This window comes from Dysgonomonas sp. Marseille-P4677 (assembly GCF_016652235.1).
Lineage (GTDB): Bacteria > Bacteroidota > Bacteroidia > Bacteroidales > Dysgonomonadaceae > Dysgonomonas.
In genome coordinates, this window is sequence record NZ_JAEPKU010000043.1 from 17,632 (window position 1) to 31,087 (window position 13,456).

The window sequence follows — 13,456 nt, forward strand, 5'->3', positions numbered from 1 at the left end:
TTTGCTCAGCATAACAGAGAATAATAAAACAATTGATTATGAAAATAAATAGACTATATATATTGGGCGGCTTTGTATCATTAATACTATCTACATCATGTGTCGATGGTATTAATGAAGATCCTAACCGTCCGTCGTCAGTGCCGACAACATCATTGATTACTTCGTCTCAGAAGTTATTGGTGGACAATCTTCGTAGCGAACAAGTATCATTGAGAGGTTCTATGCTATTTGTGCAGTATTTTGCTCAAAACACATATACGACTCAGTCTCGTTACGATATTCCGTTTAGCTATTCCGACGATTATTGGAAAGGCCTTTATAAGACATTGAATAACCTGGAGGAAGTAATAAAGCTAAATACCGATCCGGCGACAAAGGAGGTTGCAACAGCAAACGGGGTAGGGCGGAATGCAACACAAATAGCTATAAGCCGTGTTCTTAAGACATATGCTTTTTATGCTCTTACAGATGTATTCGGAGATGTTCCATATCAGTCGTATGGCAATAAAGATGCGGACTTTCAGGCATTGCAGCAGAACCCGGAGAATATAACTCCTAAATATGCGGCACAAGAGAAAATCTATACAGATTTGCTCAATGAACTTAAAGCTGCCGGTGATACACTTATTAAATATCAGAGCGAAACCACTTTTGGAGGTGCGGATATTATTTATGCTGGAAGTAACCAGAAATGGGCTAAATTGGCGAACTCCTTACGTTTACGTTTTGCCACACGTCTTAAAGAAAAGAATCCTTCTTTGTACCAAGAACATTTCCAGGACGCTCTAAATAAAGGTGTATTTGTGAGTAATGGCGATAATGCTTCATTCAAATACTCAGCCACATCTCCTAATGAAGCTCCACTATATAGGGCAACCGTAACAGCTAATAGGAAGGACTTTGCAGTATCTCGTATTCTTGTAGATTTGCTGAAAGGGGCTAATCCGGTGCTTCCGGTAGCCGACCCACGCTTACCTATTTACGCTTTACCTGCAACCAATACAAATACCTATGTAGGGCTACCATATGGTCTGGCCAACGATCAAGCAAGTAAATTTGCAGCTACTGATGTTAGTTTGCCCGGAGCAGTGGTCAATTCAGCTAACTATTCGGAAGTGTTGATGGAATACGCAGAAGTTGCTTTTCTTATATCCGAATATAAGAATTGGAGCCAGGCTGATTATCAGGCGGGAGTACAGGCATCTCTCGAAAAATGGGGTGTTGCAGCTACCGATGTTACAACATATCTGGGCAAGTTGCCTGCAGCCAATCAGAAAAATGTGTTGACTCAGAAATATATAGCATTATACATGCAAGGCCTAGAGGCGTGGAGTGAATATCGCCGTACAGGTTACCCTGATTTTCTTGCAAAAGAAGGTGACGTGGTATTTCAGGGAACAATAGAGGGCAGCGAGGTCACATACAGATTTGATCCTCTCTTCGGAGATGGAGGTGTACCTAGTCGTTTGTATTATCCGACTAAAGAACAAAATGTAAACAAGGCTAATTATCAGCAAGCTTTGTCGGCACAGGGTAATGATAAAATAGAAACGAAACCATGGGTTTTTAAAAAGTAGTGTGTATTTTTGTCCTGATACATTCTTTGTCATAGTTCCGTAAAGTGGAGTAATTATTCCCATAAGATGCCCCATCTGATTCGGTATGGCAAAGATGTTTAGGACTAAAGTTTTATAATTATGAGAAAGCATTTTATATTGGGTATCGCAAGCTTTGTCTCTTTAGCTTCATGTAATAAAGTAATAGATAATAAGCTGACTGATGGAAAGTGGAGAGGTGAATTTTCTGTATCAGATCAGAAGTTTCCCTTTATATTCGATGCTGTTAATACAGCAACGGATTCGGCATCTGTATATTTGATAAATGGAGCCGAACGAGTTCCTCTTAATGGAATCCATTATTTGGGCGATACAGTTATAGTTCCCATCGAGGCATATGATGCCCGGCTAATAGGTACTGTTGCGGACGGAGTATTTAACGGTCGTTTTCAAAAACTGTTTGTTGAAGGAGGGGATGAAGGTATTCCTTTTACGGCTGTAAAATCGGAAGCACCTCGTTTCGAAAAGGTTGTTACTCCTGTTTCAACATCATTGGCCGGAAAATGGGATATTCAGTTTGTTAGTCAGAAAGGAGATACGGCCTACAATGTGGGTATCTTCAATCAGAATAATGATATACTTACAGGCTCTATACTTACCAATGCCGGAGATTTACGTTACCTGGAAGGAGCCTTGACTAATGATGGTTTTCAGTTTTCTGCTTTTGCAGGCTTGAGCCCGTATTTGATTAAAGGTAAGTTTGAAGGGAATGAGAGTTTTACCGGAGAGTTTTATACTACTCGTGGTGTAACTAAGCTAATAGGAAAACGGAATGCCGAAGCTGCACTTGCTGATCCATATAGTTTGGCTTATATGAAAAAAGGTTTTGATCGTCTCGATTTTACATTCCCTGATATAGAAGGGAATAAAGTATCGCTGTCAGATCCGAAGTTTAAAGATAAGGTCGTAATAGTATCCATACTTGGTAGTTGGTGTCCTAACTGTCTTGATGAGATGGAATATCTATCACCTTGGTATAAAGAGAATAAAGATCGTGGAGTAGAGATTATAGGGTTAGCATTTGAGCGTAAAGACGATCCCGAATATGTGAAAACTGTTCTTTCCCGTTTAGTAAAACGATACGGAACAACGTACGATATCCTGTTTGCCGGGAAGCTGGGAGATGATGCAACAGCCAAGGCTCTACCTCAGGTGAGTAAGATCATGGGCTACCCTACGACAATATTTATAGACAAGAAAGGTAAAGTCCGTAAGATACATACAGGATTTAACGGGCCTGCAACAGGCTTGTTTTATGACGAATTCAAACAAGACTTTAATAAAGTAATTGATGATTTATTAGCTGAATAATAAAAGTCTGAAATAGGTTGGCGTGTGAATAGTTTTATTATTCACACGCTTTTTATATTCAATCCATAAAGTCCAGCGATACCCTGTTGAGGAATGCTACGGTTTTATGTATTTCTTTGTACATTACAATATCATCATTCACAAAGGGAACTTCTTTCCTATATTCTTTCAGAAAGCCTTCGAGTACAGGAGATGTCTTTGCCGGACGGCGGAAGTCTATACCCTGAGCAGCATTCATTAGTTCTATTGCAAGTATATGATTCAGGTTGTCCATTATCTTAAATAGCTTCACTGCCGAATTTGCTCCCATACTTACATGGTCTTCCTGTCCGTTGGAAGACACTATCGAGTCGCTGGAAGCAGCATAACAATACATCTTATTCTGGCTAACCATCGAAGCTGAAGTATATTGAGGAATCATAAAGCCGGAATTTACTCCGGGGTTGGCGACAAGAAATTCCGGTAATCCCCGAAGTCCCATTATCAGTTGAGCTACACGACGTTCCGATATATTACCAAGTTCTGAAAGCGCAATAGCCAGAAAATCGAAAGAAATAGCTAATGGCTGTCCATGGAAATTTCCTCCCGATACTATTTTGTCTTCATCGGGGAATATAGTAGGGTTATCCGTTACCGAGTTGATTTCCGTCAGAAGAACTGAGGCTACATAGTTTATAGCATCTTTAGTTGCTCCATGTACTTGCGGAATACACCGAAAAGAATAGGGGTCTTGCACATGATCTTTGTGTCTGGCTATAATGTCACTGCCCTCAAGGAGTTTGCGGAAAGTTGAAGATGTCTCTATCTGGCCTTTATGCGGTCGCATTTGGTGTAGTCCGTCATAAAATGGATCGATACAGCCATCAAACGCCTCGAGCGAAAGGGATGCGATCAGATCTGCTTTTTTTGATATGGCAAATGCCCGTAATATGGCAAATACACCATTAGCACTCATAAACTGAGTCCCGTTAAGAAGAGCGAGTCCTTCTTTACTCATCAATCGGATAGGCTTCCATCCAAACTCATCAAGTACGCTTATAGCCTCTCGTTTTTTTCCCTGATAATAAACGTCTCCTGCTCCAATTAAGGGTAAGAACAAGTTAGCCAGAGGAGCCAGATCGCCCGAAGCACCTAAAGATCCACGATCGCAAACAATAGGGATTATATCGTTGTTGAAAAAATCTATAATACGCTGTACCGTTATCACTTGTACACCACTATATCCTAGCGACAAGGCATGTGCTTTGAGCAACATCATCAATTTTACCACTACAGGAGAAATCTCTTCTCCCACACTACAAGCATGAGATTTTATCAGGTTCTCTTGCAGACGGGTCAGTTCATCGGGTGATATGTTCTTATTGCATAGAGAGCCGAATCCTGTGGTAATTCCATACAACGGAGTAGTCAATGACTCTACTTTCTTATCCAGATAATCACGGCATTTTTGTATACGTTCTTTTGCTTCGGGAGCTAATTCCAGCTTCAGATTCTTATTGATAATCTTTTCGACTATTTCGAAATTTAGTTCTCCTGAGCCGATGTAATAGACATTCTTCATAAACTTAGAGTGTTTGACTTACTTTATTTAATAACTCTTGTTCTCTTTCAATAGCTGCCTTTTCCAGTTGTTCGCATTCTTTTTTCATTTGTGCTACATATACCTCATCTTTTAGTGAAGACAAGTTTATTTTCACATTCAAAATTGCACCTAATACTGCGGAACGTGCTGTCATCATACTCACACAAGCATCGGTAATTGCATTCTGGTTACCAATTTCGGCTACTTGTTCTATAATATCCATAATAGCAAATGCTTTTCGGGCAACTTCCATGGGTACTTCAGCGGCTATTTTTGTCGCTTCTTGTATATGTCTGCTCCGTTCGGCTTTTTCTTCGTCTGTTTCCTTCGGAAGTTTGAATGCGTCGAAGACTTTGTTGTATGCATCGGAATCGGCATCTATATCGTAGATGAAAAGCTTTTGATAGTTGTTTGCAGATGCTGCGATTTGCTTCATCTGTTCTTCTTTATCCTCGTATTTCTTTTTACCAATAGTCAGGTTCGCTACCATTTCGGCTAAGGCTGCTGCAATAGCTGCATTTAGTGCTGCAATACTACCTCCTCCGGGAACAGGATCGCTGCCGGCTGTTTTGGAGAGAAATTCTTTGACAGTTAAGTTTGCTAACATATGCTTTACATTTAATGATTTAAAGTTTAAATATTGGAACTAGGGAATAGAATTCCCCTTTTTATAACTTTTTCGACAATATTCATCCCGATATGATAAGGTAAGAATTTATATGAAGGGTATTCCAGTATAACTAAATCGCCTTGTTTACCCACATCTATACTGCCTATCTTATCTGCTTTACCGATCGCTGCTGCTCCGTTGATCGTGAGTGCAGTCACTGCTTCTTCAGGTGATAATTGCATATAGATACAAGCTAAAGCAAACAAGAGTGGAATAGAATTTGTGAAACTACTTCCCGGATTGAGGTCTGTCGCTAAAGCTACAGCACATCCCATATCTATCATATGCCTTCCTCGAGCATAATGTTCTTTCAGAGAAAATGCGGTACAAGGGAGTAAAGTTGCTACAGTATTACTTCCTGCTAAACATTCTATCCCTTTGTCCGATGCTTGCAGCAGGTGATCGGCGGAGAGAGCTTTCAGCTCGGCAGCTAATTCAGCACCGCCAAGCGTTACTATTTCATCGGCATGTATTTTCAATTTGAATCCTAAATCTCGGGCTGCAGTAAGATATCTGCGTGATTGCTCTATATCGAATACATTCTTTTCGCAAAAGATGTCACAGCATTCGGCCAGATTTTTATCTTTTACTTCAGGCATAACCTCCTTTATCATATAGTCCAGGAAATCATCTACTCGTCCTTTATACTCGTTAGGGGTGGCATGTGCTCCCATGAAAGTACTGACAATATCTACAGGATGTTCTTTATTCAGGGCTTTCATTGCTTCCAGTTGCTTAAGCTCTGTTTCTTTATTCATCCCGTATCCGCTTTTTCCTTCTACTGTAGTAACGCCCATTGCGAGCATTTTGTCCAGACGATGACGGCCCGACTCCAGAAGGTCTTCTAAGGATGCGTTGCGGGTTGCCGTCATAGTATTGTGGATTCCTCCTCCATGCTCCATGATCGACATATAGCTGTCGCCACGCATTCGCCATGAGAACTCTTCTTCTCTATATCCTCCAAATATGAAATGTGTATGTGAATCTACAAATCCGGGTAATACGGCTTTTCCCTCGGCTTCTACTATGACATGGTTGGGAAAATCGGATAAAGGCGGACAATCAGCATCTTTTCCCACATAGGTGATTAATCCATCAGTAATCACGACCGTTCCGTTTTCGATGACGGAGAGATCAGACATTTGTTCCCCTTTCTTTGCCGAATGTCCACTGCATGTTACAAGTTGTGATGCATTCTTTATGATTATATTTCCTTGCTTCATAATAACTAATGTTATAAGTATGACAAAGGTTGTTTTTTCGGTTAACGGCCAAAGGGAGACAACTTTTATTTTAACTAAAAGGTGACAAAAGTGACACTTTTTATGCTTTTATTTATGGTTACCTTCCATCCCGAAAATCAGCTTTGACTTATCCCGAATATAGATAATTCTTTCTTTTTCTTATTCCATGAGGTGAGTTTCGAGTACTTGTTTAGTAGAGAAATCTTCCAAACCGAGGTAATAGGCTGCTGTATCGATCAGTGCATCCATAGGTACAAGCCCGATAATTTCTGCTCCAACTATGGTAACTCCGTATCGGTTAGCCTCTATTCTTACCAACTCATGTGCACGATAGATGGCTGTTTTTGTGAAATCGGTTAAGTTCATAGATACTTGTACTATACCTCTTTCATTCAACTCAACGCCCATCGCTTTGCAAAAACGAAGTCCTCCTCCTAAGAAACGGACCTTTTTTGCAATAGCATCTGCTATTTCCAGCTTGTCGGTATTAAGATTTACATTATAGGCAACCAGGGGCATACGTGCTCCGATAACTGTGGCGCCTGCTGTCGGATGGGGCTGCGCAGGACCAAAGTCAGGCTTCCATTCAGGAATTTTCATTTTTTCTTTCAGCTCTTCAAATTCTCCTTTACGGATAGTGGCAAGATTTTCCCTATAAGCTGCTGATGCTGCTTTTTCATATAAATATATAGGTAAGTTATATTTATTGGCGACTTCTTTAGCGACTTCTTTCGATAGGGCTATAGCTTCTTCCATCGAAACGTTGCGAATGGGTATAAAAGGGACCACATCTACTGCACCCATGCGTGGATGTTGTCCTTTATGATGATTCAGGTCTATGATTTCCACAGCAATACCAATAGCTTCTATCACTGCTTTTTTTACAGCTTCCGGTTCACCCACAACTGTCACTACCATACGATTGTGATCTTTATCGGTACTATAGTCCAGAAGTTTTACTCCTTCTTTTGCACGGAATGCGTTCGCTATTTTGTCTACTTTGTCTAAATCGCGCCCTTCACTGAAGTTAGGCACGCATTCTATAATTTTGTTTAAACTCATGGTATTTCTTTATTTAATGGTTATTCAATTTCCTTCATCTTCTCAAAATCTTCTCTTGTCATTATTCCGAGAGAGTTATTTTCACAATCCCAGATGCTTACATAATTTTGAGATATCACCATATGTTGTTTCCATCCTGCATACTTTGCATAGAGCATCAATGTACAGATATCGGTAGGGGTAATAAACTCGTTTGTTCCCGGAGCATGGGAATGTACAGATGCTACGGCTTCTTTATCGTCCTCAAATGCTATAGGAATCAGATTACGATGTAATCTTTCCTTATCTATCAAGTTATTATTTTTGTCGAATGTAAGTAAATAATCATTTCCGAACAGAACGACTCCCGTTACTTTGGGAGCTGTTAATGCATATACTTTTTTTACCCCATTTCTCATTGTAGGAATAAGGTTCAGGTTGGTATTGTTATATGCTTTAAATAAAGTATCCTGTTGGACTTCAGCCAATGCTTTGGCTCGTATAGTGAAAAGCTCTTTTTCATAGTTCTTGAAATCTCTTTCTTTAAAGTCGATAGTTGCGGTTTCCACAATCCCAATATCGCCGAAAGTAACAACGCCGATGACTCTGGGCCTTTCTCCTTTCGAAAAGAATAAACATTTCGGTTTGTTGGCATCCATAAATGAGAAGTAACCTCCTATTCTTTCGGGCTCCTTAAAGCTATCATAAAAAATATCTGTTCCGTCCCATGCTACCATTTCCAACTGGTACAAATATTTTCCTTCATCGGTAAGGTTAGCCGCCGTTTTTATCAGGTCTATCTGAGAAAAAACGTTAAACGAAACGAGTAAAAATAAAAATGTTGTAAGCTTTCTCATCCTTTACAGAGTTGTTTTATATAGTCATCATCTGCCATATACGGCATTGTAATGTGGTATCCATCTTCGTGTGTTTTATTAAACGATTGACATGTTTCTATTGCATGCTCATTCCTTGCCCACGAGCGGCGTGCTACACCTCCCATCACATCCCACAACATAGAAGAACGGATAATATTGTCGATTCGTTCACTTCCATCACAAACTAATCCGAATCCTCCGTTTATAGATTTGCCTATACCTACACCTCCTCCATTATGAAGAGCGATGAGACTCATCCCCCGGGCGGCGTTGCCGGCAAAGCATTGTACAGCCATATCTGCCATCACATTACTTCCGTCTTTTATATTGGCTGTTTCACGAAAAGGAGAATCTGTTCCGCTTACATCGTGATGATCACGACCCAGCATTATAGGACCTACTTTACCCTCTCGAACCAGTTCGTTGAACTTTAAAGCAATATTCATTCTGCCCAAAGCGTCTTGGTATAGAATACGTGCCTGTGTACCGACTACGAGTTGATTTTTCTCTGCATCACATATCCATTCGTAATTGTCTTTGTCCTGCCCTCTACGGTTAGGGTCGATACATTCCATTGCGGCATGATCAGTTTTTATGAGGTCTTCGTGTTTTCCGCTCAGGCATACCCAGCGAAAAGGGCCGTAACCGTAATCAAACAATTCGGGCCCCATGATATCTTCTACATACGAAGGCCATATAAAACCATCTTTTTCATCGATACCGTTTTTCGATATCTCTTTTATTCCGGCATCGTATATAGCTTTCATAAATGAATTACCATAATCGAAAAAATATGTTCCTTTATCTACGAGCCTGCGAATAACCTCGAAGTGACGTTTCAGAGATTTATTTATGAGCTTGTTGAAGGCTTCCCTGTCTTTCTTTAATAATTGAGTCCGTTCTTCAAACGATACTCCTACAGGACAATATCCTCCTTCGTAGACAGCATGGCATGATGTCTGATCGGAAAGTAAGTCGATATGTATCTCTTTTGTTTCTGCATATTCGAGCAAATCGATAATATTTCCGTGATAGGCAATAGAGCAAGGTCTTTTTTGTTTCAGTGCCTCCTTTGCGATAAAGAATGCTTCTTCAACACTGGAAACAATATGGTGTACCCATCCTTGATTGTGGCGGGTTTCGATACGCGAGTAATCAACTTCTGCAACAATGGATACGGCTCCGGCTATGTCGGCCGCTTTGGGCTGAGCTCCGCTCATTCCCCCTAATCCGGATGAAACAAAGAGGTAGCCGTTTAGATTTTTATCTTGAGGAATATTTAATTTTAGTCTTCCTGCATTCAACAATGTATTAAATGTACCATGTACAATACCCTGCGGGCCAATATACATCCATCCTCCGGCAGTCATTTGTCCGTAATTGGCGACGCCCATCTGCGCAGCAATTTCCCAATCAGCTTGATTGTCGAACATACCTACCATCATCGAATTGGTTATAATTACACGGGGTGCATCCGGTTTAGACTTGAATAATCCTAGTGGATGTCCTGATTCTATGACTAATGTTTGCTCATTTGTTAATACCTCCAGATAGTTTTTTATCAATTGGTATTGCATCCAGTTTTGACATACCTGTCCGGTTTCTCCATAAGTTACCAATTCGTATGGGTAAAGAGCTATATCGAAGCACAGATTATTATCTATCATGACCTGAAATGCTTTTCCTTCTATGCAATTTCCCTTGTATTTATCTATTGGTTTAGGATAAATATCTCCCTGAGGGCGGTAACGATAACCATAGATACGTCCACGGTTCTTCAATTCGTCCAGAAACTCCGGAGCTAATATCTGATGTAGTTCCTTTGGAATATATCGTAAGGCATTTTTCAGAGCGATTTCTGTTTGAGCAGGTGTTAATTTATATCCACGATCGGGCGCACGGCGTATTCCGCTAACAAAAGAAGGATATTCAGGCAGTTTTTGGTCGAGTCTGATTTCCATGATTCAATAGTTCTTGGTTACATTATCCGAAGATAAGATTTATATTTTTCCTGAAGAAAATATTCGGAATATTTCTGAACAGGGGAGAAGACAAAATAATATATATTAAGCTATCGACGGGTACTTGAAAAAGAATATAGTCCGTTTTTCTCGGCTATAGACTCAATATAGTATCAAAAAGTCAATAAAAGTTATTTTAGATTTTGCAGATATTCCGATAAATTGATATCCCTGTCCAGATTCATTTTTTTACGTAGTCTATACCTATTAACCTCTACTCCACGTGTGGAAATATTTAATAATGGTGCGATCTCTTTTGTAGAGAGATTCATATAGAGGTATGCACATAAAACCTTATCATTTCTGCTTAATTGGGGGTATTTCTCATCAAGTAAACGGAAGAAATCCTGATGGACAAGATCGAAATTTGATTTGAATACCTCAAAATCGGCATCATGTTCTATATTTGTATTTATCTGGCTGATGAGGCGAGTAATCTTTTGCTTGATAGAGTTTAATTGCTTTTCTTCATCAATGGATTTAGAGATGTTTATCGCACTTTTCTTTACTTCTTCAAGGATTTCATTTTTCCTTATTATATTCAGTATATATCCGCTAAGCTCCTGTGTTTTATACTGTAATTCAGATTTTAGGTTCTTATTCTGAAGCTCGTATATTTCCTGATCTTTTAGTTTGGTTTCTTCCTCATGACGTTTGGTCTGCGCTATTAATTCCTCTCCTTTTTGATGTATTATTTTCCGCTGTTTACTTATGGTCTTTTTATAGAGAATGAATAACATGATTATGATCACAATAAAATAGAAACTATATGCTAAAGGAGTTCTGTACCATGGAGGAGTGATGGTAAATGTAATAGATGCTGTGTCTGCAGGCTCATTATTTCCATCTGTAAAAGCTCTTACTTCGAATGTATATTTACCTTCTGAAAGATTTGTGTATTCTTTTGATGCAACAGGGGATGGTAAGCTCCAGTCTTCGTCCATGCCTTTTAATCTGTATGTATAGAGAACCTCGGATGTATGAGTGAAGTCAGTCGCCGCAAAATTAACTTTAATAGAGTTGAGCGAGTAGGGTAAAGAAATAGGTTTTACAGCCCTTCCTGTAGCTATGATGCTATCATTTTTGCTACAGATGAGATTCTTTATATAAGTTTTTATATTCTTCGATCTATGGGTATTTCCTTTAAGGTCTATTTTTACAAAAGCATTATCTACAGAAATAATGGCTGATGTCGAGTCTTTGAGATATACATTTTCCTGATTGGCTATAAGTTCATTGGATAGTCCCCAATTGCGTGTAGGAGAGTTATATCCATCTGGGCTGTATTGTCTGAATTTTAAACTTTTATCAGTTACAAACCAAATATTTTTCAATTTGTCGATATATAGAAATTCGTAGTATTTAGGGCCTTCCAACATAGATTCTAACTGAGAATAATGATCGAATTTATCAGTAATACGACTATATTGATATATACCATCTTGTCCGCAAATTGTAAGATTTTTATCTATTTTTCTGAAGAATAAGTTTTCAGTAGTCCTTGATGTACCCAGGGAGTATTCTTTTCTGTTTATTATTTTAGCGAAAGATTTGTCTGTTGTAATTTTTTCAATCTTCCGGTTATTATTTACAAGCCAAAAACTAAAAGGGTCTTCGTCGTCCTCAATAAAACCTCTGCAGGACGTATTAAAGTTTTCTATTTTGTATGAAGGATTCCACTTTCCATTCTTTTTTTCTATTATTTCCAATCCAAAATAAGTTCCTACAATAAGCTTATCTTTATCAACTGTTAGTGGTTGGACCTCCCATACATTTGGTACCGGGATTTTATATATATCATTTTCAGAAATAGCCATAATACCATTATCTCCTGAGCAGAAAAGTACATTATCATATAAAAGCATAGACCATATTTGTCCTTCAGATCCTTTGATCAGCTCGCAATTACCATCTTCATTTAATAAGTACAGCCCTTGATTTGTACCCAAATAAAGCTTATTATTATACCATGCAGAACAATATCCAGTCCCTATCGGAGATACTGTTGCATACATGCGCTTTACGGGAGTATTCATGTCTACAATAGCTAATCCTTTATCGAGCCCCAACCATAGGTTCTGATCTCTATCGAAGAATGAACTGAGTATTGTATTGTTTTTTAAACCATTACCTAGGTTATATTCCTCTTTAAGCCACGGATTTTCCAGATCGAATATAAGAGCTCCACTTTGAACAGAACCCAATACCACTATCGATCCTAGTATTGAGGTGCAGAACAATTGATTCTTATTTATAAAATCATCTGCGATCGAATGTATTTTTTGTATATTATTTTCATCGATGATATATAATCCAAATTGGGCAGTAGTCACCAATAGCTGCTTTTTGTAAGGTAAAATACTTACAAGCTTATGCGATACAAGTGATGCTGATAACGATAGAAACTGAATATTCTCTTTTTCATCCAGATAAAAAATACCGTCGGGCGTTCCTATGTAAAGCCTCCCATTAATAATTCCGGAACAATCTATTTTTTTCCCGACATTGATTGTTTTTATATCCGTTCCGTTTCGATATATATGAATATGTTTGTCACTAATAAAATATATATTATCATCTTTTATTAAGACTTTCCAAACTTCTCCTGTCCAATCTTTTACTCTTTCTGATAGAGATTTATATATAAGAAAACCCATTTCGTCAGATACGAAATAGCCAAATTCAGAGCTTCCTCCGACATAAATTCTATTCTGATATATTTTTACTGAACGAATAATCCTGTTTCTGATAGGATATAGAGACCAATTAGTACCGTCAAATTCGAGAAGGCCATTGTTATTTGCACAATATAGCCATCTGTTTTCAGCCTGATCCATCATCCAGTTTTGAGGCCCTGCTTCATATTGATGCCGTTCGAAATTGAGTATTTTTCTTTGCCATATAGGGCTGGGAAAAATGAAAAGAGGGTAGAAAAGAAAGAGAATTATATATAATATGTATTTCATTTATAGTATTAATTTATGTCAACCCAAATATACTATATAAATAATTAAAAGTAATATGTAAAAAAACAAAAGGATATATAATTCTGTTTATTAAATAATTATAATTTACATGTAGTACTTATGT

At 38.5% G+C, this 13,456-nt stretch carries 9 protein-coding genes; 2 read left to right on the plus strand and 7 right to left on the minus strand.

The window, feature by feature from the left end:
• Positions 1 to 38: 38 nt before the first annotated feature.
• Both JGH11_RS09360 and JGH11_RS09365 read left to right on the plus strand, forming a co-directional pair.
• Positions 39 to 1,580, plus strand: coding sequence for a SusD/RagB family nutrient-binding outer membrane lipoprotein (locus JGH11_RS09360; protein ID WP_201111320.1), 1,542 nt, complete (start codon positions 39 to 41; stop codon positions 1,578 to 1,580).
• 120 nt (positions 1,581 to 1,700) lie between these two features.
• Entirely contained in the window at positions 1,701 to 2,930 is a 1,230-nt protein-coding gene (locus JGH11_RS09365) for a TlpA disulfide reductase family protein (protein ID WP_201111321.1), read from the plus strand.
• A 58-nt stretch (positions 2,931 to 2,988) separates the two neighbouring features.
• Here the strand turns inward: JGH11_RS09365 and hutH are convergent, their stop codons facing one another.
• From hutH to JGH11_RS09400, 7 genes are all read right to left on the minus strand, one after another.
• Positions 2,989 to 4,491 carry a histidine ammonia-lyase gene (hutH, locus tag JGH11_RS09370; RefSeq protein WP_201111322.1) on the minus strand — a complete coding sequence of 501 codons (1,503 nt, stop codon included), beginning with the start codon at positions 4,489 to 4,491 and terminating at the stop codon, positions 2,989 to 2,991.
• A 4-nt stretch (positions 4,492 to 4,495) separates the two neighbouring features.
• Entirely contained in the window at positions 4,496 to 5,119 is a 624-nt protein-coding gene (locus tag JGH11_RS09375) for a cyclodeaminase/cyclohydrolase family protein (protein ID WP_201111323.1), read from the minus strand.
• Positions 5,120 to 5,145: 26 nt separating this feature from the next.
• Positions 5,146 to 6,405 (minus strand): imidazolonepropionase, encoded by a 1,260-nt coding sequence (gene hutI, locus JGH11_RS09380; RefSeq protein ID WP_201111324.1) that lies wholly within the window; start codon positions 6,403 to 6,405, stop codon positions 5,146 to 5,148.
• A gap of 180 nt (positions 6,406 to 6,585) precedes the next feature.
• Complete coding sequence (gene ftcD, locus JGH11_RS09385) at positions 6,586 to 7,488, minus strand: glutamate formimidoyltransferase (protein WP_201111325.1); 903 nt, start codon at positions 7,486 to 7,488, stop codon at positions 6,586 to 6,588.
• 20 nt (positions 7,489 to 7,508) lie between these two features.
• Entirely contained in the window at positions 7,509 to 8,324 is an 816-nt protein-coding gene (locus tag JGH11_RS09390; protein WP_201111326.1) for a hypothetical protein, read from the minus strand.
• A complete protein-coding gene (locus JGH11_RS09395) occupies positions 8,321 to 10,306 on the minus strand; it encodes a urocanate hydratase (protein ID WP_201111327.1) in 1,986 nt (661 codons plus the stop codon). The genes JGH11_RS09390 and JGH11_RS09395 overlap by 4 nt, the downstream gene beginning before the upstream one ends.
• A 191-nt stretch (positions 10,307 to 10,497) precedes the next feature.
• Complete coding sequence (locus JGH11_RS09400; protein WP_236263940.1) at positions 10,498 to 13,332, minus strand: triple tyrosine motif-containing protein; 2,835 nt, start codon at positions 13,330 to 13,332, stop codon at positions 10,498 to 10,500.
• Between the last annotated feature and the right edge of the window lie 124 nt (positions 13,333 to 13,456).

What these genes read in the sequence shown, in the direction of transcription:
- JGH11_RS09360 (WP_201111320.1), top strand. Translation starts at nt 39, where the DNA reads ATGAAAATAAATAGACTATATATATTGGGCGGCTTTGTATCATTAATA.
- JGH11_RS09365 (WP_201111321.1), top strand. Translation starts at nt 1,701, where the DNA reads ATGAGAAAGCATTTTATATTGGGTATCGCAAGCTTTGTCTCTTTAGCT.
- hutH (WP_201111322.1), bottom strand. Translation starts at nt 4,491, where the DNA reads ATGAAGAATGTCTATTACATCGGCTCAGGAGAACTAAATTTCGAAATA.
- JGH11_RS09375 (WP_201111323.1), bottom strand. Translation starts at nt 5,119, where the DNA reads ATGTTAGCAAACTTAACTGTCAAAGAATTTCTCTCCAAAACAGCCGGC.
- hutI (WP_201111324.1), bottom strand. Translation starts at nt 6,405, where the DNA reads ATGAAGCAAGGAAATATAATCATAAAGAATGCATCACAACTTGTAACA.
- ftcD (WP_201111325.1), bottom strand. Translation starts at nt 7,488, where the DNA reads ATGAGTTTAAACAAAATTATAGAATGCGTGCCTAACTTCAGTGAAGGG.
- JGH11_RS09390 (WP_201111326.1), bottom strand. Translation starts at nt 8,324, where the DNA reads ATGAGAAAGCTTACAACATTTTTATTTTTACTCGTTTCGTTTAACGTT.
- JGH11_RS09395 (WP_201111327.1), bottom strand. Translation starts at nt 10,306, where the DNA reads ATGGAAATCAGACTCGACCAAAAACTGCCTGAATATCCTTCTTTTGTT.
- JGH11_RS09400 (WP_236263940.1), bottom strand. Translation starts at nt 13,332, where the DNA reads ATGAAATACATATTATATATAATTCTCTTTCTTTTCTACCCTCTTTTC.